This window comes from Emticicia oligotrophica DSM 17448, from assembly GCF_000263195.1.
Taxonomy (GTDB): domain Bacteria; phylum Bacteroidota; class Bacteroidia; order Cytophagales; family Spirosomataceae; genus Emticicia; species Emticicia oligotrophica.
The window spans coordinates 1,864,551-1,884,769 of sequence record NC_018748.1 but is presented as its reverse complement, the minus strand read 5'-3'; the positions used below and the strand labels follow the sequence as shown (position 1 = coordinate 1,884,769).

The following is a 20,219-nucleotide window of genomic DNA, read 5'->3' as shown; positions in this document are numbered from 1 at the left end:
TTGTTGCTTTGTCGAAGCGAATGGTTCTTTCGGCAAGGTTTTTCCAAAATCTAAAAAATAACGAACCAATGTCACAAAAAATTAGAATTAAATTGAAGTCATTTGACCACAACTTAGTGGACAAATCGGCTGAGAGAATTGTGAAAGCTGTAAAATCTACAGGTGCGGTTGTTAGCGGTCCAATTCCGTTGCCAACTCGTAAAGAAATCTTCACTGTATTGCGTTCACCACACGTGAACAAAAAAGCTCGTGAACAATTCCAATTATGTACTTACAAGCGTCTAATCGACATCTATTCGGCAAGCCCGAAAACTGTTGATGCTTTGATGAAATTGGAACTTCCAAGTGGTGTTGATGTTGAAATCAAAGTGTAGTTTTTATATCACTGACGATAAAAAGCCTATTTGCTCACAAGCAGATAGGCTTTTTTATTAATGCAGGTATTCATAACTCTACCCCCTAAACTCTTTGAGTGTAATGATTTAATTTCTAAATTTGCGGTAATTCTAAGCGATTTATATTCACCATAAAAGATTCAAGAAGTCAAAATGGCATCTACTAAAGAAAAAGCCCCAAAGGTTAAATACGATAAAAGTACCTATATGTATTGGTACGAGTCAATGTACCTACAAAGAAAATTTGAGGAAAAAGCAGGGCAATTATATGGTCAGCAAAAAATACGCGGCTTCTGCCATTTATATATCGGACAAGAAGCATGTTCTTCGGGAGCGGTTTCGGCTTTAACAAAAGATGACAAATGGATTACGGCTTACCGTGACCACGGACACCCTTTGGCTTTGGGTACTGACCCTAAGCGTATTATGGCCGAACTTTATGGTAAAGTAACAGGTACAACCAAAGGAAAAGGTGGTTCGATGCACATTTTTGATAAAGAAGTAAACTTTATTGGTGGACATGGTATCGTTGGTGCTCAAATTCCTTTAGGTGCTGGTATTGCATTTGCCGATAAATACAAAGGAAATCAAAATGTTTGTATGTGTTACTTCGGTGATGGTGCTGTTCGTCAGGGTGCCTTACACGAAGCTTTCAATATGGCTATGACATGGAAATTACCAGTAATTTTCGTGGTAGAAAATAATGGTTATGCCATGGGTACTTCGGTAGAACGTACTTCTAATGTTCGTGAACTTTACACAATTGGTGAAGCGTATGATATGCCAGCTGAACCAGTTGATGCAATGGATGTTGAAATGGTACACGAAGCAGTAAAACGTGCTGCTGACCGTGCAAGAGCTGGTGAAGGCCCAACTTTTTTAGAGTTTAAAACGTATCGTTTCCGTGGTCACTCAATGTCTGACCCACAAAAATACCGTACAAAAGAAGAGGTAGAGCAATGGAAAATGCGTGACCCAATCGAAATGGTTCGTCACCGCATTTTAACTAATGGTATTGCTACAGAAGCAGAATTAGACGAAATTGACGCAAAAGTGAAAGTGATTGTTGAAGAATCTGTGAAATTTGCAGAAGAATCTCCATTCCCTCAACCAGAAGAAGCATTCGATGATGTTTATGCTGATAAAGAATATCCATTCTTAAGAGAGTAATTATTGATAATGAATATTGAAAAATCCCATTTTGAGTACTCGAAATGGGATTTTTTATGATCAAATAAAGTCACTTAAAATGTAAACAAAGGTATATAGATGCACAAAGTACTTCGCAATACACATATCATTACTATAAATAAGCAATAGTATTGTATAAAACCTGCCATATTCAATACTTTTCTGCTTCATTTTCAACATATTCAGCTACACATTTTGAGTATCAGCGATTTTGTCTAATTTTGCACCGAGTTTTCAATTAAAAGAAACATTTTTATGGCTCAATACGACGTTGTTATAATTGGAAGTGGTCCGGGCGGTTATGTAACTGCCATTCGTGCATCACAATTAGGCTTGAAAACAGCTATCATTGAAAAAGAAAATTTAGGCGGAATTTGCCTAAACTGGGGGTGTATTCCTACCAAAGCGTTATTAAAATCTGCTCAAGTATTTGAGTATATCAAACACGCAAAAGATTATGGTATTGAGGTTGGGGAAGCTAATGCAAATTTTGAGGCAGTTATTAAGCGTTCACGCGGGGTTGCTGAAGGAATGAGCAAAGGTGTAACTTTCTTAATGAAAAAAAATAAAATCGACGTAATCAACGGTTATGGTAAAGTAAAACCAGGCAAAAAAGTTGAAGTAACAGACGCCGAAGGAAAAAAATCAGAAGTTGAAGGAAAATACATCATCATTGCTACTGGTGCAAGAGCAAGACAATTACCAAATGTTCCACTTGATGGTGAAAAAGTAATCGAATACCGCAAAGCCATGAGCCTTGAAAAGCAACCAGCATCAATGTTGGTAATGGGTTCGGGTGCTATTGGTGTTGAGTTTGCTTATGTGTATGCAAGCATGGGTACGAAAGTAACCATCGTTGAGTTTATGCCAAACATTGTTCCTGTAGAAGATGAAGATATTTCGAAAGAATTAGCGAAAATCTACAAGAAAATGGGCATTGAAATTTATACAAGCTCAAGTGTAGAGAAAGTTGATACTTCTGGTAAAGGTTGTGTTTCAACTGTGAAAACACCAACCGGTGAAATTACTATCGAAACAGATGTAGTACTTTCAGCAGCAGGTATAGTAGCAAATATCGAAAACATTGGTTTAGAAGATGTTGGTATCGCTACAGACCGTGGTAAAATTTTAGTAAATAGTTATTACGAAACTAATATCCCTGGATATTATGCCATCGGTGATGTAACACCGGGCCAAGCTTTGGCTCACGTAGCATCGGCAGAAGGTATTATTTGCGTAGAGAAAATTGCTGGGCACCACCCACAACCACTTGATTACAAAAATATTCCAGGCTGTACGTACTGTACGCCAGAAATTGCATCGGTTGGCTATACAGAAAAAGCAGCCAAAGAAGCTGGGTATGAAGTAAAAGTTGGTAAATTCCCATTCTCTGCATCAGGTAAAGCCAAAGCAAGTGGTGCACCTGAAGGTTTTGTAAAAGTTATCTTCGATGCCAAATACGGGGAGTGGTTAGGTTGCCACATGATTGGTAACAATGTAACTGAAATGATAGCCGAGGCGGTTGTCGCTCGTAAACTTGAAACAACTGGCATGGAAATCGTTAAGTCGGTTCACCCACACCCAACGATGTCAGAGGCTATCATGGAAGCCGCTGCCGCAGCTTATGGCGAAGTGATTCACTTATAAGAGTTTTAGGAGAAACCTAAATATAAAAGCCTTCTGATTTATATATCAGAAGGCTTTATTTTTATGATTAAAAGGTGTATTCACACCTACTGTTTAAAGACAATGATTTCTTTCCCTTGTAAATAGGCCTTACAAGGCGAAGAATTTAATGATTTTCTGCTGACTTATTAATTAGAAGCTTTCAGCTTTGCTTCAATTGTTTGTTGCGTATGTGGCACCGCTCTCAAACGTTCCTTAGGAATCAATTTCCCTGTATCACGGCAAATTCCGTAAGTACCATTCTTGATTCTGATTAAAGCCGCTTCTAATTGTTGAGCAAATTTCTGCAATCTGCCAGCCGACTGGCTTAATTGCTCTTTTTCACTCACATCGGCACCGTCTTCCATTAGCTTTGTGCTATTGGCAGTAAATTCAGTACCGTTGTCGTTTTTTCTACTCAAAGTTTCTCTAATAAAATTCAATTCATTACGAGTCGCTTCCAATTTTTGAGTAATAATCTCCTCAAACTCCTTCAATTCTTCTTCAGAATATCTAGTCTTTTCTTCAACTGCGGCCATAAGTATAAAGCAGTAATGTTTATGTTTTGGGGTTTTTGAAAAATCGCACAAATATAGTGTTTTGATAGACTGAAACAATACCCAAGATAGAAATCTTAGAAAATGCTGAAAAAAATTTATTAAAAGGTTCTTGTCAGAAAACAATAAAAAATTTGGCTTTGAAGCGAATCTGAAAAACCGAATTATGTTTATTTTCCAAATATTATTCAAAAAAAAAGTAGTAAAATTTGACGATTTTAAGAAATACTTTCTTTTTTCTAAGTTTGTATCGTGAAACGACATTCACAAACAAAATATTATTCTGTTTATGACATATATAGAACCAGCTCCAATTAAGGATACAGAGAATCCATTGGAGTCAATGATGCAAAGATTCGATGCCGCTGTGAAGATTCTTGGTATCAGCGACGAAATGTATTATATTTTAAAAGTACCTGCTCGTCAGGTGACTGTGGGTTTGCCAGTTACGATGGATAACGGCCAAATCAAAGTTTTTGAAGGATACAGAGTTATTCACTCTACTATTTTAGGCCCAAGTAAAGGTGGTATCCGCTTCGACCCAGCCGTTAACATTGACGAGGTAAGAGCATTAGCGGCGTGGATGACATGGAAATGTGCGGTGGTTGATATTCCTTATGGTGGTGCCAAAGGTGGTATTGCCTGTAACCCTCGCCAAATGTCGGCAGGAGAAATGGAGCGTTTGATGCGTGCATATACCAACGCGATGCTTGACATATTTGGTCCAGATAAAGATATTCCAGCTCCAGATATGGGTACAGGCCCACGAGAAATGGCCTGGTTAATGGATGAATACTCAAAGGCAAAAGGTATGACTGTAAATGCAGTAGTAACTGGTAAGCCTTTAGTTTTGGGAGGTTCACTAGGCCGTACAGAAGCAACTGGCCGTGGGGTTATGGTTTCTGCTTTAGCAGGTATGGAAAAACTTCGATTGAACCCTTACCGTGCAACAGCAGCAGTACAAGGTTTTGGTAATGTTGGTTCGTGGGGTGCAAAGCTTTTGCATGAAAAAGGCGTAACAATTTGTGGTTTAAGCGATATTTCGGGAGCTTATTACAATTCAAAAGGAATTGATATAGAGAAAGCTATCGCTTACAGAAATGCTAATAATGGCACACTTGAAGGTTTTAAGGAAGCTGAATTAATCTCAAACGAAGAGCTTCTAGCTTTAAATGTTGATGTATTGGTTCCTGCGGCAAAAGAAGATGTTATTACACATGAAAATGCCGCTAAAATTCAAGCAAAATTAATCGTAGAAGGTGCAAATGGACCTACATCTGCAAGTGCTGATGAAATTATCAATGAAAAAGGTATCATGGTGGTGCCAGATATCTTGGCGAATGCAGGTGGGGTTACAGTATCTTACTTCGAGTGGGTACAAAATCGCATAGGTTATAAGTGGACATTAGATAGAATTAACCGTCGCTCTGACCGCATGATGAAAGATGCTTTCGATAAAGTATTCGAAACTTCGCAGAAACATGGCGTTTCGATGCGTTTAGCTGCTTATATCGTTGCAATCGATAAAGTAGCGAGTACCTATAAGTTTAGAGGTGGATATGGATGATACAAATATTTATACTTGGAAACGAGTAGATTCACTTCATCAACCATAAAATTTTCATTTAAAAACCTGCAATTCGCCAAAAGAATTGTAGGTTTTTATTTTTATAAATGATTTTTTTAATACAAAATCTCTTTTCAAGAACTTACTGTGCTTAGCTTTGTGAAAAAATTAATACCAATGAAAAATAGCACAATAATACTTTTAATACTTTTTATAATATCTTCCTGTTCTAATCTTGAACGAATGGATACAAGTAAGATTTTAGGGACAATGGAAGATTACAAAGTGAAGCGAGTTTCTCCTGCTCAAATTGCTTATCAAGTGGAGGTTATGGGTAGCGAAATAACGAAAGCTCTAACTGTCGATTTCGAAAAACAAATGAAAAATGCCAATCAGGCACGTATAGAAGAGATATGCCAGTTGAAAAACATGCAATTAATCGACTCTTTATCTGAACAATATAATTTGAAAGTAAGGCTTTTAGGGCAACCAGATATTGGGAGTAATAATCAATTATATGCGAAAGAAAGAGAAGTTTTAGAAGCATATGCCGATAATGCCGCTAAAAAAGTAAATGTAGGAGATAATATACAAAAAATTGGTGATTCACTTTTTGTATATACTTCGCAAATCCCTTATGAAAAAGGAGTTGGCAAGCTTTGCTTTAGCGATGATACTGGTTTTGCTATTTGGAGTATAGTTCTAAGAAAATCAGAAGTGGTAAAATCAATTAATGTTGTGAAATTAAGAGATAAAAACATTAAATAAGCAAAAGGGCGAACAGTTGTTCGCCCCTTTGTTTTTAAACTCTTTCCAATTTTATCGGATAGGTCTTTCTTGAAGCCCATTGTGGCACATAAATATTATCATCTGAATCAATACATACATCATGAGGATGCAAGAAAACCTTAAATGGGTCTTGTTTGCGTTGTTCTTGTAATTGATTATTTTGATAAACTGGCTCACTTCCTCCTGGAGTTGAAACTACACGGTCATTTTTATCTAAAATCTGAATGTAACCAGAGTCAGGGTAAGAATCAGAAGTTGATCGAAAAGCTGCACCATATAGGTTTTCGCCTTTAATTACAGGTCTACAAATATAAGTACCCGGTAAACTTATTTTCGAAATAAATTGACCGTCAAGGGTGAAACGTTTCCAACAATTTTCAATTCTTGAAGTAACAATTAGCGTAGGATTCTGCTTGTTTCGTGTATCTACCACCACGCCATGATTACATTTGAATTTATCATTTGCATCACCACTTCCACCCCAGTGTTTGATATACCTTCCCTTAGAATCGTATTGTATTACGTAGTTTAAACCATAACCATCAGTTACATAAATATCTCCATTCACTGGATTTACGGCACTTTCTGTTGGTTTAAATTGGCCGGGATAATTATACTTGCCAGTTTCTTTTGGGTATTCAATCTTAAAAATTTCTTTACCTTTTAAATCGGTTTTTATTACTTGATTTCTATCTGTATCACAAATCAATAGGAATTGTTCGCCTCCTTCATTAATAAGCGTGAGTCCGTGCCCTCCGGGGTAAGAATTACCCCAAGTTTCTAGCAGTTTACCTGCTTTATCATAAATCAATACATTATTCTTTGTTTCATTTCCAAGCATGATTAAACGACCTTTGGCATCTTCAACCATTTCGTGACAATCGTTTACTGGGTTTTTCCCAGCATCTAATACGCCCCATCCAACAACTACTTTGTATTTATGCGAATTATGCCCAATAATTATCTCGTCATTTTTGCCATAGCTTATTTCTGGGAATGCCGCCAAGGCGGTTGAAACTCCTGTAATTTTCAAGAAATTTCGTCGTGTTAGGTACTGTTTCATGTTTATTTTGAAGGTTGAATAGAAAAAAGGTTATAAGGTTGCTTCGTTAATTTTTGTTGTCGGGTTCATTAGGTAAGTGAGTATGCTATTATCTTTTTGAAGTTCTACGATTCTAAAGCCTCTGTAAGAAGTTCCCCAGTTTCCCCCAAAATGAGAATCGAACAAATATGGAATACCTTCATGGGTTTTAATACCCTCTTGGTCGTGGTCATGTCCGTTGAAAACAGCTTTTACATTTTTGTATTTGCTGAGTAAGGCTTGAAATTCTTTCGCATCAACACCATTATCTGTCCACTTGACAGGAGTGATATGAACGAAGATAAAGATATTTTTCTTCTTTTTGTATTGCTCAAGTTTTTGACTGAACCACTCAACATCAGGAGATAAGTATTTCCCCTCTAAATTAGAGGTTGTTCCAAAAAGAAAAGCATTATTTCCCAATACGTAGTCATAATTTAGAGGAACACCCCAAACTCTTTCCCACTGCTCGGGTGTAGCGTGGTCATGGTTTCCTTGAGTAACAAAATAAGGCATTTCAAGGTCATCGAAATGACTTTTGGCTGTGGCAAGAAAATTAACATCATCATGAATGATATCGCCATTGATTACACAAAAGTCAAATTTATGTTGACGATGCTGAGAATTAACATTGTGGGTGAAAGTATTGAAAAAATCTTTGTATTCGGTTTTGGGTTGACCAAAGTGCCCATCGGAAGCAACAACAAAACGTAGTGTTGTCTTTTTATTAGAAAAATCACTTGCAAATGCAGGAATAACGCTGCCATCTGCTAAAAGTATGCTTGCGAATGATATTTGTTTGAGAAACTCTTTACGGTTCATGCTTGGGTTGAAATTTTTGTGGTATGAAGTTGCAATTTTTAATTTAATCTTGCAAAAACTTTGGGCTATTTAATTAGCTATTGACCAAAGGCTTGACCTAAAACTCATCTTTCATTTTTAAATAAATTCTTTCAAATTTTTGATGTAATTCAGTATAAAAAGTTGCTTTGCTTTCATCAGGTAAGAAAACTTTTGCTGTATTCTGAATAGCATTTTTAGGTTCTAATTCTAAACCTTGTAAGGCTAAAATTACTGCTCCCCAAGCTGAACTTTCGACGTTCTCGCTTACCACTACCTTTTTTTGAAAAATATCTGCTACTAGCTGAAGCCAAAAACTACTTTTAGCAAAGCCTCCACTAGCACATATTTCAGTAATAGGGTTTTGCTCCATTAAGATTTTACCAACGGAATAAATATTTAAAATTAAACCTTCTAAAACAGCTCTTGTGAGATGTGCTTGAGAATGATTGATACTTAAACCAAAGAAAATACCTCTAGCTTCTGCATTCCAAATGGGTGCTCTTTCGCCTAAAAGGTAGGGTAAAAATAAAAGTCTATCGGCACCCATAGGTACTTTTTCTGCGTTTTCGATTAATTTTTCAATAGACTCATCTGTTTGTAATAATTGTTCTTTCAACCATTGTAATATCACAGCACCGTTATTAGTGGCCCCACCAATGATGTGCTGATTATCGGTTAATAGGTAGTTGAAAGTTCGCATTTGTGAATCAGTGTAAGGGGTTGTCGAGCAAACCCTTACTGCACCACTTGTACCAATGGTTAATGCCATTTTATTTGGCGAAATCGCTCCAGTTCCAAGGTTAGCTAATGGACCATCTGCCGCACCCATGAAAAACCGTTTATTGGCCATTGTTCGACTAAAAGTAGGAGAGACAATCGTCGGGAATTTGTTGGCTGAAATTCCTACTAATGCAAGAGCCATTGTATCCCATTCAAGATTTGAAATATTCATCATACCCGTAGCTGATGCCAAAGAGTAGTCAATTTCATAATGACCGAAGAGCTTAAACCAAACATATTCTTTAATACCAATAAATTGATGTGTTTGCTTAAAAATGCTAGGTTCGTGCTCTTTTAACCATAATATTTTACAGAGAAAAGAAAATGGGTGAATGGGTGTGCCCGTTCGGTGGTAGATTTCTTGACCAATTTCGCTAGTTTTTAACTCATTGGCTATTTGAATGGCTCTATTGTCAGCCCAAAGAATAAGATTGGTCAGGGGAGTGCCCGTTTCATCAACTGCCATGATGCTGTGCATGGCCGATGAAAAGCTTACGTATTGAATGAGTGAACGTTTTCCCAAATAATCGAGACACTCTTTTACTGCATTATAAATTTCGTCGGGATTTTGCTCACTCCAATCGGGGTGGGAGTGAATCATTTGGTAATTAATGCTTTTTTGAGCAATAACTCGGCCCGAAATGTCAAAAACAACGGCTTTAGTACTAGTTGTACCGATGTCAAGTCCTGTGAAATACAATTTCGAATAATTGAAAAGGTGAGAGAAAATTTCGAAACTAAGAAAAAAAGAATGAAAGCATAGTAAGTACGCTTTCATTCAGAAGTATTCAATTACTCATTTTTCTCTACTGCGTGGCCACCAAATTCATTCCTTAGAGCGGCCACAACTTTCCCTGAAAAAGTATCAGTTTGTTGAGAGCGATAACGCATCATCAATGAAAGTGCAATAACAGGAGTGGCCACGCCCATATCAAGTGCAGTTTCGAGTGTCCATTTCCCTTCGCCCGATGAGTGCATAATGCCTTTAATAGCATCTAGTTTAGCATCTTTTCTGAAAGCATTTTCTGTGAGCTCCATTAACCACCCTCGCACAACCGAACCATGGTTGAATAATTTGGCAACTGCCTCAAAATCAAGGTCATAGTTGGATTTTTCAAATACCTCAAACCCTTCAGCAATGGCTTGCATCATACCATATTCAATACCATTGTGAACCATTTTTACAAAATGCCCACTACCTGCTTCTCCAGTGTATAGATAACCGTTTTCTAGCGAAATATCCTTAAATACTTTTTCAACGTAGTCGAACGTAGATTTATCTCCGCCAATCATCGTACATGCACCATTCAAAGCTCCACTCGTGCCACCGCTCGTGCCGCAATCAAGAAATTCGATTTGTTTCTCCTTGAGTGCATTATATCTTCTTACAGAATCTTTAAAATTCGAATTACCTCCGTCAATAACAATATCTTTAGGTTTGAGATATTCCGCCAATTCATCAATAACACCTTCTACGATTTCGCCCGATGGTACCATCAACCAAATAACTTTTCGGCCTTTAAGTTTACTACAAAGACTCTCCAATGAATAAGCTCCGATTATACCTCCTTCTTCACCGATTTTATCAACCGAGGCATCATTTACATCGTGTGCTACCACTTCATATCCATTGTTTCTGAGGTTAAGAGCTAAATTATAACCCATTTTTCCGAGTCCAACAAGTCCGATTTGCATAGTTTTTTATTAAGGATTGATTCTGAGTGTAAAAATACAAAACTGCCCCGATTTCATAGCTAAAGTTTTCAACTAAATATTGGCTATGTGTTTGAATGAATTATTCTATTGGCTTCATAACTACGGTGCTACAAATTAGGGTTATCATAAATAATTGGGTGATACTCACATCGGCACGTTTGTGCAAGTGCTTTGAAATAGGATACTTTTATCACTAAACCTTTTATATTGTAAATACTCAAGGATTTTAAGCTTTATCGACGATTTGGGCATAATTTTATTCAAATAAGCAATATAAATCCATAAAAAATATTACAACGTCTGTAGAATCCAATGAAAAGACCTTGTGCCGTATTAAACATTGCTCCATCCTTGTTTCGATAAATTGTATTTCTCCTCAAATTGAGATAAATTCGGGCTTGATATTCATCTTCATTCTTAACCTCATGAAAAAAATCATTTTTGCCCTTATAATTGCCTCATCAAGCATTTTTTCTAGTCAAGCACAGGCAATCACATCACCCGAAATAGATGCTTTAGTTGAGCGTACTTTAAAAACTTTTGATGTGCCAGGTATAGCAGTGGCCGTTATTAAAGACGATAAAGTGATTCACGCCAAAGGTTATGGCGTTCGTTCACTACGTACGGGTCAGAAAGTTGATGAAAATACACTTTTCGGGGTAGCATCAAATAGTAAAGCATACACGGCAGCCGCTTTAGGAATGTTGGTAGATGAAAAGAAAATAAGTTGGGATACGAAGGTAACCGACATTATTCCCGAATTTAAACTTTATAATCCATACGTAACAGAAGAGTTTACGGTTCGAGACCTCCTTTGTCATCGAAGTGGAATGGGTTTAGGAGCTGGTGATTTGATGATGTGGCCAGATTCAAGCAATTTTACGAAGGCTGATATCATTCATAATTTAAGATTTTTGAAACCTGTATCAAGTTTTCGTACCAAATATGACTACGATAATAACTTATACATTGTTGCTGGTGAGGTAGTTGCACGAGTGGCTGGTATTTCGTGGGAAGAATTTGTTGAGAAACGAATCATGCAACCATTAGGTATGAATAAAAGTGCTGCTTCTTTAGGAAGGGTGAAAGATAAATCGAATGTAATTGACCCGCACGCCCCAGTGAATGGAAAAGTACAAGCCATTGGTATTGATTGGAGCGAAACAGCTAATGCCGCAGGCGGAATTTATAGCAGTGTTGCCGATATGAGCAAATGGGTAATCGCCCAAATAAATGGTGGAAAATATGGCGATGGTACAAAAAGATTGTTTAGTCAAGATGTGCATGAAGAAATGTGGACACCTCAGACAATTATACCTGTTCGTGGACAGAATGCCTATAATACGCATTTTTCTGCTTATGGTTTGGGTTGGTTTTTGAGCGATGTAAAGGGCTATAAACAAGCAACTCACACAGGAGGTTTAGCAGGAATTGTAACACAAGTAACGATTTTACCCGAATTAAAACTTGGCATCATTGTTTTTACTAATCAACAAGTTGGAGCAGCTTTTTCGGCCATAACAAATACGATTAAAGATAGCTACTTGGGTATGCCAAAAGTAGATAGAGTGGCCGAATACCATGCAAGAGTAGTAGCCGCCAACGAAAATGCCAAGAAAATAACTGATGAAATTTGGAAGACCATTGAGGCTCAACCAAAAAGTAATGCAAAAGTTGACCCTAATCTATACGTAGGTACTTACCGTGATGCGTGGTTTGGTGATATTATTATTTCATTGAAAAATGGAAAAATGTTTTTCGATTCAAAACGTTCACCTCGTTTATCTGGAGAAATGCTTTATTACAAAGGAAATACTTTCGTTGTAAAATGGAATGACCGAAGCCTCGATGCTGATGCCTATGTGAAATTTAGCTTAGACACCGAAGGTAAGGCGGCTGGTGCAATTATGGAAGCTATTTCCCCTCTGACTGATTTTAGCTTCGATTTTCAGGATTTAGAATTTAAAGTAGTCAAATAATTTACCTCTTTCAACCTTAAAACTATCCATTTAATTATACAATTATGAATCTTAATTTAGACAGTAAAGTAATCATCGTTACGGGCGGAGCAAAAGGAATTGGTGAAGGAATTGTAAGAGTTTTAGCAGCGGAAGGGGCAACCCCTGTCATTATTGGCCGAAATGAAGAGGATAACCTCAAACTTGTCAATGAAATAAAGGCACTAGGCCAAGCATGTGAGCAAGTAGTGGCTGAACTCTCTGTGCCAGTAGATTGTGAAAAGGCTATTCAGGAAATTATGCAAAAGTTTGGTAGGATAGATGGTATCGTGAATAATGCAGGGGTGAACGATGGCGTTGGCCTCGAAAATGGTAACTATGAGCGTTTTGTAGAATCTTTACATAAAAACCTTATTCATTACTACTTAATTGTGCATCATGCCTTACCTGCCCTGAAGGCATCAAAAGGCTCAATTGTGAATATTACCTCAAAAACCGCTGAAACAGGACAAGGTGGAACATCGGCTTATGCGGCAGCCAATGGTGGGCGAAATGCCCTTACCCGTGAGTGGGCAGTAGAATTATTAAAATACGGAATTAGAGTAAATGCTCTTATCGTGGCAGAATGTTATACGCCTCTTTACGAAAAGTGGATAAAAACTCTGCCAAATCCAGAAGAGACTTTGGCAAAAATCAACTCAAAAATTCCATTAGAAAACCGAATGACAACTTCTGAAGAAATTGCCAATATGGTGGTATTTTTATTGTCGGATAAATCTAGCCACACCACTGGCCAACTGATTCATGTGGATGGTGGTTATGTGCATTTAGATAGGGCTTTGTTGTAGAAAATAATATCGCTTTATAACGTCGGCATGGCTTCAAGCCATGCCGACGTTTGTTTAAGGTATCATTAAAAAGGCTCAGTAGATTTATCTACCGAGCCTTTTTCTATAATTAATTGATTAAGAATTAATCTTTCTTATCATAAAGTGGGTCATATTTTAAACCATATTTGTCTAAAACATCTTGTGGTACACCATCCCATTGATTCGGACGATTTCCAACATAACCTAATACATCAAAACCAGTTTGAGTGGTGAAATAACCAGTAATGGTCATGTTTCTCATCAAAGTAAAGAAAGCCGCACCTTGTGCATATTCCGACTTTACTTCTTCTGGGTAGGCAATCTCATCAACAATTTCAATTCTTTGTTTAGGCGTGCATAGAGCGAAAGATTTACCAAAACGCTTAGTGCAAGCATTATCTAACCATTTCAGACCTCCACGAAGAGGGGTTTGATTACCGGGTTGGTCTTTGGCCATAAACTCAATATAGGCAGGTACACCTACTTGTGTTGCACTACCTGATTTTTCATCAGCAGGCATGATAATATCACACAAGATGCCGATAGTTGCCATTTCCGCTGGTGTGAAGAACTTCTCGGTCATGAGTTTTTTATCACGCTCGATTTCTTCAGCTACACGTGCGGGTGTAGTTTTAAATGGTTTCGGCTCTGGGGCAGCTACCAAATCGGTCGTTGGTAAGGCCGCAAAACCAAACGTACTTAACGATATTGCTTTTAATGTATCTCGACGTTTCATGTTTTTTCTTTATTTTGATGCGAGACACAAGATACAAGATTTGAGATAGAAAGAGTTTTTTCAAAATGTACATAACCTAATGATTTCCTCCATAATCTCATATCTCGAATCTCATATCTCATGTCTAAATTATAAATTCTTGGCTTTTACTTGTTCGATGATATAATCGGATGTACGCCACGAACTTGCCAAGATTGTCCATGTTACGTTTTTATCTCCTTGCGAAACAAATGGAGCGGCATCAACTACGAATAAGTTTTTCACATCGTGAGCTTGTTGCCATTTGTTCAATGCCGATTTTTTAGGGTCATTGCCCATACGAACCGTTCCTACTTCGTGGATAATTTCACCAGGCTGTGCCAAACCATAGTTATTACTTGCATCTGGTTTCTTTCCTAAAGCAATACCACCCATTGAATGAATAATTTGCTCGAAAGTATCTTGCATGTGTTTAGCCTGCTTAATCTCATTTTCGCTCCACTTATAGTTGTAGCGAAGCGTCGGAATACCGTATTTATCAACATTATTAGGGTCGATTTCACAGTAGTTAGATTCCAATGGAATCGGTTCTCCACGGCCGGCCATACCAATATAAGCTCCGTAAGTACGAATAACATCTTCTTTCAAAGCAGCACCGTATCCGCCCGCACGTTTTTTATTGCCATTTTTATCTGTGTATAAGCCATTTACACGCTCAATTCCACCACCGAATCCGCCGCCTGGCATACCCATACCGCCACCGTATTCGATGTGATAACCACGAGGGAAATCAAGTTTTTTGTTGTCTAACCACCATGGTGTAAATACGTGCATACCACCCACACCATCTTCGTTATAGCGTTTTCTATCCATCAAGGCAGGTATAAATGCCGAACGGCTCGCACCTGTTGAGTCATTGAGATATTTACCCACAACTCCGCTATCGTTGGCCAATCCTTTTTGGAATCTTGAAGATTTTGAATTTAAGAGAATACGAGCAGTTTCGCAAGTACTTGCGGCCAAAACCACGATTTTTCCTTTGATTGAGTATTCTTTCAAATCCATTTTATTGACATAAGAAACACCCGTAGTTAGACCTGTGTTTGCATCAGTCAATACTTCACGCACCATTGCGTTGTTTATTAAAGTCAAGTTACCTGTTTTTGCGGCAGGAATACAAAGTACCGAAGAAGCCGAGAAGTCAGCGTAAGCCTGGCATGCACGACCACATTGACCGCAATAGAAACACGAACCACGCGAATCATTGATTGGCTTTGTGAGCATAGCCATACGAGAAGGAATCACAGGGATACCAATGCCCGTAGCGGCTTTTTTAATCATTAATTCGTGTAAACGTGGTTTCGGTGGAGGTAAGAAAATACCATCTGGTTCGTTTCGGATACCTTCTTTAGTACCGAAAAGACCAATCATTTTATCAACTTTATCATAATAAGGAGCAAGGTCTTCGTAGTCGATAGGCCAGTCATCGCCAATACCAGTTAATGAACCTCTTTTGAAATCATCTGGACCGAAACGCATTGAAATACGTCCCCAGTGGTTGGTGCGGCCCCCCAACATTCTTGAACGGAACCAACGAAATTGAGTGCCTGCAGCAGCTGTATAAGGTTCACCTTCAATATCCCAACCTCCCCAAGCGGCATCAAAATCGCCAAATGGACGGTGACGTGTACTTGCACCACGTCGAGGAGATTCCCATGGGTTTTTCATTTGCGTAATATACTTTGGGTCGGCAGGGTCGAAGTATCCACCGGCTTCCAGTAAACAAACTTTGGCACCTGCTTTTGCCAGTTGATATGCAGCCATACCACCGCCAGCTCCCGAACCTACAATTACAACATCGTAAACTTTCGGTTGCTCTTTAATCTCAAATAAATTCATTTTTTATTAGGGATGAAATAGAAATTAATTGCTTAAAAACATTTAAGGTACTAAAATAAAACTTTATTTTTAATTATGCCCTTTGTTCAAAATTTTATTTTTTAAAATAATTTAATTTATAAAAGGTACAACAAAAAATAAAGGCCCCGTAGGAGCCTTTATTCAGATTTAATATTTTTAAAACTATTGTTCTATTACGGTAAGATTCGCCTCATTATCGAGTTTTATTTGAGGTTTTTCTTTATAAATACTCACAATACCCTTCACTTTAATATTTTTATCTTGTAGAGCAGCCTCGGTGAATTTGCCCTTTGATAAAACCTCGCCTTCTACCACAATCGTCACTTCATTGCTTGGGTGTGGCTTATCAATATTGAGTAAAAGCATATCGCCAGTTTGTCGTTGAAATAACCTCGAACCCGCCACTTTGCCTGTTAAGATTACTTCTTTCCCCACGAAATCTTTGGCTTGCGATGCCGTAATAGTTTCTTGTGCAAAAGCATTGAAACCAAGGCAAATAAATAGCAAAAGCATCAATTTTTTCATTGAATTTTTCTGTTTTTATAAAGTTTGTTATTGCAAAGCTATCACTTTAAAATCTCGCGAGCAATAACAAGTTTCTGAATCTCAGAAGTGCCTTCATAAATTTGTGTAATCTTAGCATCACGCATCAAACGCTCAACGTGAAATTCCTTCACGTAGCCATATCCACCGTGAATTTGGACGGCTTCGGTAGTAGCCCACATGGCCACTTCTGAGGCAAAAAGTTTGGCCATTGCGGCAGACTCAACATAATCTCTACCTTCGTCTTTATCGCGAGCTGCTTTATAAACTAACAAACGTGCCGCTTCGATTTTGGTTGCCATTTCGGCCAATTTAAACTGAATAGCCTGATGCTCGCTAATCGACTTTCCGAAAGCCTTTCTTTCCTTCGAATACTTCACGGCCAATTCATACGCACCTGCCGCAATGCCGAGTGCTTGAGCTGCAATGCCTATTCTACCACCATTGAGTGTACTCATGGCAAACTTAAATCCAAAACCATCGACACCAATTCGGTTCTCTTTGGGCACTTTTACATCAGTAAACATCAACGAATGTGTATCTGAAGAACGAATACCCATTTTATCTTCTTTTTTGCCAACCACAAATCCTTCGGTACCTTTCTCTATAATCAGCACATTGATGCCTTTGTGCTTCAACTCTGGGTGGGTTTGAGCAATAACCAAACAAACTGATGATGTTCCGCCATTAGTAATCCAGTTTTTAGTACCATTTACCAAATAATAGTCGCCTTTATCTTCAGCAGTTGTTTTTTGTGAAGTAGCGTCCGAACCAGCTTCTGGTTCCGACAAACAAAACGCTCCAATGATTTGTCCTGATGCCAAAGGTTTGAGGTATTTCTGCTTCTGTTCTTCTGTACCAAACGCCTCTAAGCCCCAGCAGACCAATGAATTATTAACTGACATCGCAACTGAAGCAGAAGCATCAATTTTTGAAATTTCTTCCATCGCCAACACATACGAGATTGTATCCATTCCACCACCACCGTATTCTGGCGAGACCATCATACCCATAAAGCCCAGTTCTCCCATTTTTTTGATTTGTTCATAGGGAAAAACCGAGTGGGTATCACGCTCAATGGCGGTTGGTAAAAGCTCAGTTTGAGCAAATTCACGAGCGGCTTCTCTTACCGCTAAATGCTCTTCGGTGAGATTAAAGTTTATTCCTTCAATTGTTGTAGCTGCCATTTTATTTGGTTTTATCGTTTGTTATTGTTGATGAATCAAAGATATAAACAAAAATATTAGTATGCAAGCATACTAATATTTTTATAAAATGATACTATTTTCAGAAAAATTACAATTTTGAAAGATATTGAACACCTTCTAAAAGACGGTCTAAATCTTGTAATGATGTATAAACATGAGGCGTAACACGTACACCATCTAATTTTTCCCATTTGATTGGTGAGGTATGAATTTTGAATTTACCAAAAAGTTCGCTTTCGATTTTTCCAGCCTCTAAACCTTCAATACCAAAATGAGCTAAAGCTCCAGAAAACTCAGCTTTCAGCGAAGTATTGAGTTTCACTTTCGGAAGTTTCTTCGCTTCTTTGGCCCAATAATCTTTTAGAAAGCGTAAACGTGCTTCTTTTCTTGCATTTCCCAAGGCTAATTGAAAATTGAGGGCTTGCCCGATGGCTTGTTCAATCATAAATGGACGAGTACCGAGGTTTTCAAACTTTCGAATGTTATCAGAGTTTGGTTTATCGTTTGGAATTAAGGGAAATATTTTACTTATCTTTTCTTTTTTCATCCATAACATTCCCGAGCCAATGGGAGCCGATAGCCACTTATGGAGGCTTGTTCCGTAATAATCTCCACCTAAATCAGGAATTTTATATTCGAGGTGTGCAAAAGAGTGTGCCCCATCAATAAGCACTTCAATGCCACGTTTGTGTGCTTCTTCGGCGATTCTTTTTGAAGGAAGAATCTGTCCATTCCAATTGATAATATGCGTAATATGTACAACTTTAGTTCGTGGAGTCATTTGCTCCACATATTTCTTCACAATCAGTTCATTATCTTCGGCAGGTAGGTCTAATTCAACATAATTTATCTTCAAACCATCTCTCAATTCTCTTTGACGCCACGCGTGTAGCATATTGGGATAATCGTAGCGACACATGACAATCTCATCCCCTTTTTGAAGTGGCATTCCCAGAATTACGGTATCTAAGGCTTCAGTAGCATTTCGGTTGATGGCAATTTCTTCGGGCGAAACACCAGCATATTTGGCCAAATTTTCACGCAGTGGCTCGCGTCCTTGGTCGATGATTCGCCACATATAATAGCTGGGAGCTTCATTGGCCAATTTATTGTAGCGGTCAACGGCATTTTGAACAACTGAAGGAGATGGACTTACGCCACCATTATTCAAATTGATAATTTGCGGTGAAACGGTATAAGCTTGCTGAATTTGCCACCAATAATCTTCGTCAGTGGCCATTTCGAGAGCCGTTTTTTGTGGCTTATACGCCGCAAAGGCCGCTAAGTCTTCTTTAGAAAATGCTTTTAATGATGGAATAAATGAGGTGCTGGCAAGCATGGCTGCTTTGCTAATAAAATTACGTCGCGAGGGCATGGTTTAAAGAGGGTTTAGTTTAGATGAAATCGTGAGGTGAATTTATTGAAATCTGCTGATAAAAAAAATGAGTTATTAGCAATTTTAATCGGAAATTAAGTTTGCTAATAACTCATGAAAAGGTTTATGAGAGAGAATTCTTATAGAAGTCTTTTCTTCAAATATTCAATAGCCATTCCGTAGGCTTCTTTTGCTTTAGCTTCATCGTATTTAGGGTTGCTTGGATTTGCAAAAGCATGAACAGCATCAAAGATTTTATAATCTAATTTTTTGCCAGCGGTTTTCATATTGGCAGCAAACTCTTCGATTACTTGCTTTGAAATCCATTGTTCGGTAGCAAATAAGCCAAGTACATCGCTATTAAGTGTTTTTAGTTTATCAACATCCTTCACAGGCATACCATAGTACATTACCGAGCCAACATTTTGTTTGCCTCCGAGAATTGCCGATTTAAGCGACCAGCCTCCACCAAAGCACCAACCCACATTGGCTACTTTTGCTTTTTTGCCAGCAAATTGCAAACCACCTTGCACAATGCTTTCTAAACGTGCTTCAACTACTCCTTGCATGAGTTTTCCTGCTTCGCTTGCATCAGTAGCTAATTTTCCATCGTACATATCAAGGGCAAGTACGTTTACATTTCCACCTAAATCATTATAAAATACATCGGCTTGACGCTTAATGTGGTCGTTTAGTCCCCACCATTCTTGATAAACAAAGAGCCATTTATCCGACTTCTTTTTTGCTTTTACAAAATATCCATTTGCTTTTTTGCCATCTGGAGTGGCAAATTCAATCATTTTTCCACCTACTTCGCTGGTATGTTTGTAAACAATTGGAGCCAAGTGCGAAGCAATAAATGATTTATCAGAAGCAAAAACACCCATATTACCATCGTTGCTGGCGAAAACTAACTCACAACAGCTTTGTGAAAAACCAACCGCAGAAAAACCTGCCAAGAAAAGTGTTAAGATAAGTTTTTTCATGTTTTTAGAAAAAGTTTGAAATTAAATGTACGTACATATAAACCACTATGGGTTAAAAAAG

18 protein-coding genes are annotated in these 20,219 nt (G+C 38.0%); 7 read left to right on the top strand and 11 right to left on the bottom strand.

What is annotated here, in order from left to right; translation table 11 throughout:
* The first annotated feature begins 68 nt into the window (after positions 1-68).
* The 3 genes from rpsJ to lpdA all read left to right on the top strand — a co-directional run bounded on the left by rpsJ (position 69) and on the right by lpdA (position 3,233).
* Positions 69-374 (top strand): 30S ribosomal protein S10, encoded by a 306-nt coding sequence (rpsJ, locus tag EMTOL_RS07820; protein WP_015028736.1) that lies wholly within the window; start codon positions 69-71, stop codon positions 372-374.
* A 174-nt stretch (positions 375-548) separates the two neighbouring features.
* Complete coding sequence (pdhA, locus tag EMTOL_RS07815; protein WP_015028735.1) at positions 549-1,565, top strand: pyruvate dehydrogenase (acetyl-transferring) E1 component subunit alpha; 1,017 nt, start codon at positions 549-551, stop codon at positions 1,563-1,565.
* 276 nt (positions 1,566-1,841) lie between these two features.
* Positions 1,842-3,233 carry a dihydrolipoyl dehydrogenase gene (gene lpdA, locus EMTOL_RS07810; RefSeq protein ID WP_015028734.1) on the top strand — a complete coding sequence of 464 codons (1,392 nt, stop codon included), beginning with the start codon at positions 1,842-1,844 and terminating at the stop codon, positions 3,231-3,233.
* A gap of 167 nt (positions 3,234-3,400) precedes the next feature.
* On the opposite strand, the gene EMTOL_RS07805 is transcribed toward lpdA, so the two are convergent.
* Entirely contained in the window at positions 3,401-3,790 is a 390-nt protein-coding gene (locus EMTOL_RS07805) for a TraR/DksA family transcriptional regulator (RefSeq protein ID WP_041693996.1), read from the bottom strand.
* Between the two features lie 307 nt (positions 3,791-4,097).
* On the opposite strand from EMTOL_RS07805, the gene EMTOL_RS07800 reads away from it, so the two are divergent.
* Both EMTOL_RS07800 and EMTOL_RS07795 read left to right on the top strand, forming a co-directional pair.
* Positions 4,098-5,375: a Glu/Leu/Phe/Val family dehydrogenase gene (locus EMTOL_RS07800; RefSeq protein WP_015028732.1), complete on the top strand. Its 1,278-nt coding sequence runs from the start codon at positions 4,098-4,100 to the stop codon at positions 5,373-5,375.
* Positions 5,376-5,618: 243 nt separating this feature from the next.
* On the top strand, positions 5,619-6,143 hold the full coding sequence (locus tag EMTOL_RS07795; protein WP_015028731.1) for a hypothetical protein: 525 nt from the start codon (positions 5,619-5,621) through the stop codon (positions 6,141-6,143).
* A gap of 34 nt (positions 6,144-6,177) precedes the next feature.
* On the opposite strand, the gene EMTOL_RS07790 is transcribed toward EMTOL_RS07795, so the two are convergent.
* From EMTOL_RS07790 to gnd, 4 genes are all read right to left on the bottom strand, one after another.
* A complete protein-coding gene (locus tag EMTOL_RS07790; protein WP_015028730.1) occupies positions 6,178-7,227 on the bottom strand; it encodes a peptidylglycine monooxygenase in 1,050 nt (349 codons plus the stop codon).
* Between the two features lie 30 nt (positions 7,228-7,257).
* A complete protein-coding gene (locus EMTOL_RS07785; protein ID WP_015028729.1) occupies positions 7,258-8,067 on the bottom strand; it encodes a metallophosphoesterase family protein in 810 nt (269 codons plus the stop codon).
* Positions 8,068-8,164: 97 nt separating this feature from the next.
* Entirely contained in the window at positions 8,165-9,568 is a 1,404-nt protein-coding gene (locus EMTOL_RS07780; RefSeq protein WP_041693995.1) for a gluconokinase, read from the bottom strand.
* Positions 9,569-9,660: 92 nt separating this feature from the next.
* Positions 9,661-10,563: a phosphogluconate dehydrogenase (NAD(+)-dependent, decarboxylating) gene (gene gnd, locus EMTOL_RS07775; RefSeq protein ID WP_015028727.1), complete on the bottom strand. Its 903-nt coding sequence runs from the start codon at positions 10,561-10,563 to the stop codon at positions 9,661-9,663.
* A 446-nt stretch (positions 10,564-11,009) separates the two neighbouring features.
* Here gnd and EMTOL_RS07770 point away from each other — a divergent pair, with 446 nt between their 5' ends.
* On the top strand, positions 11,010-12,563 hold the full coding sequence (locus EMTOL_RS07770) for a serine hydrolase (RefSeq protein ID WP_015028726.1): 1,554 nt from the start codon (positions 11,010-11,012) through the stop codon (positions 12,561-12,563).
* Between the two features lie 44 nt (positions 12,564-12,607).
* On the top strand, positions 12,608-13,390 hold the full coding sequence (locus tag EMTOL_RS07765) for an L-fucose dehydrogenase (protein WP_015028725.1): 783 nt from the start codon (positions 12,608-12,610) through the stop codon (positions 13,388-13,390).
* Between the two features lie 124 nt (positions 13,391-13,514).
* On the opposite strand, the gene EMTOL_RS07760 is transcribed toward EMTOL_RS07765, so the two are convergent.
* The 6 genes from EMTOL_RS07760 to EMTOL_RS07735 form a co-directional block, all read right to left on the bottom strand.
* A complete protein-coding gene (locus EMTOL_RS07760; protein ID WP_015028724.1) occupies positions 13,515-14,147 on the bottom strand; it encodes a gluconate 2-dehydrogenase subunit 3 family protein in 633 nt (210 codons plus the stop codon).
* 129 nt (positions 14,148-14,276) lie between these two features.
* Positions 14,277-16,025, bottom strand: coding sequence for a GMC oxidoreductase (locus tag EMTOL_RS07755; protein WP_015028722.1), 1,749 nt, complete (start codon positions 16,023-16,025; stop codon positions 14,277-14,279).
* 183 nt (positions 16,026-16,208) lie between these two features.
* The gene (locus tag EMTOL_RS07750; RefSeq protein ID WP_015028721.1) at positions 16,209-16,571 is read right to left on the bottom strand and encodes a hypothetical protein; all 363 of its coding nucleotides are present in this window, start codon (positions 16,569-16,571) and stop codon (positions 16,209-16,211) included.
* A 41-nt stretch (positions 16,572-16,612) separates the two neighbouring features.
* The gene (locus EMTOL_RS07745; RefSeq protein ID WP_479690971.1) at positions 16,613-17,752 is read right to left on the bottom strand and encodes an acyl-CoA dehydrogenase; all 1,140 of its coding nucleotides are present in this window, start codon (positions 17,750-17,752) and stop codon (positions 16,613-16,615) included.
* 133 nt (positions 17,753-17,885) lie between these two features.
* The gene (locus tag EMTOL_RS07740) at positions 17,886-19,172 is read right to left on the bottom strand and encodes an aminotransferase class V-fold PLP-dependent enzyme (protein ID WP_015028719.1); all 1,287 of its coding nucleotides are present in this window, start codon (positions 19,170-19,172) and stop codon (positions 17,886-17,888) included.
* A 140-nt stretch (positions 19,173-19,312) separates the two neighbouring features.
* Complete coding sequence (locus tag EMTOL_RS07735; protein ID WP_015028718.1) at positions 19,313-20,158, bottom strand: dienelactone hydrolase family protein; 846 nt, start codon at positions 20,156-20,158, stop codon at positions 19,313-19,315.
* Positions 20,159-20,219 lie beyond the last annotated feature (61 nt).

Bases quoted from the DNA above. Each gene is read 5' to 3' on its own strand.
- EMTOL_RS07765 (WP_015028725.1), top strand. From the start codon at position 12,608: ATGAATCTTAATTTAGACAGTAAAGTAATCATCGTTACGGGCGGAGCA.
- EMTOL_RS07785 (WP_015028729.1), bottom strand. From the start codon at position 8,067: ATGAACCGTAAAGAGTTTCTCAAACAAATATCATTCGCAAGCATACTT.
- EMTOL_RS07800 (WP_015028732.1), top strand. From the start codon at position 4,098: ATGACATATATAGAACCAGCTCCAATTAAGGATACAGAGAATCCATTG.
- EMTOL_RS07770 (WP_015028726.1), top strand. From the start codon at position 11,010: ATGAAAAAAATCATTTTTGCCCTTATAATTGCCTCATCAAGCATTTTT.
- EMTOL_RS07790 (WP_015028730.1), bottom strand. From the start codon at position 7,227: ATGAAACAGTACCTAACACGACGAAATTTCTTGAAAATTACAGGAGTT.
- gnd (WP_015028727.1), bottom strand. From the start codon at position 10,563: ATGCAAATCGGACTTGTTGGACTCGGAAAAATGGGTTATAATTTAGCT.
- EMTOL_RS07760 (WP_015028724.1), bottom strand. From the start codon at position 14,147: ATGAAACGTCGAGATACATTAAAAGCAATATCGTTAAGTACGTTTGGT.
- EMTOL_RS07740 (WP_015028719.1), bottom strand. From the start codon at position 19,172: ATGCCCTCGCGACGTAATTTTATTAGCAAAGCAGCCATGCTTGCCAGC.
- lpdA (WP_015028734.1), top strand. From the start codon at position 1,842: ATGGCTCAATACGACGTTGTTATAATTGGAAGTGGTCCGGGCGGTTAT.
- EMTOL_RS07750 (WP_015028721.1), bottom strand. From the start codon at position 16,571: ATGAAAAAATTGATGCTTTTGCTATTTATTTGCCTTGGTTTCAATGCT.
- rpsJ (WP_015028736.1), top strand. From the start codon at position 69: ATGTCACAAAAAATTAGAATTAAATTGAAGTCATTTGACCACAACTTA.
- EMTOL_RS07735 (WP_015028718.1), bottom strand. From the start codon at position 20,158: ATGAAAAAACTTATCTTAACACTTTTCTTGGCAGGTTTTTCTGCGGTT.
- EMTOL_RS07805 (WP_041693996.1), bottom strand. From the start codon at position 3,790: ATGGCCGCAGTTGAAGAAAAGACTAGATATTCTGAAGAAGAATTGAAG.
- EMTOL_RS07795 (WP_015028731.1), top strand. From the start codon at position 5,619: ATGGATACAAGTAAGATTTTAGGGACAATGGAAGATTACAAAGTGAAG.
- EMTOL_RS07755 (WP_015028722.1), bottom strand. From the start codon at position 16,025: ATGAATTTATTTGAGATTAAAGAGCAACCGAAAGTTTACGATGTTGTA.
- pdhA (WP_015028735.1), top strand. From the start codon at position 549: ATGGCATCTACTAAAGAAAAAGCCCCAAAGGTTAAATACGATAAAAGT.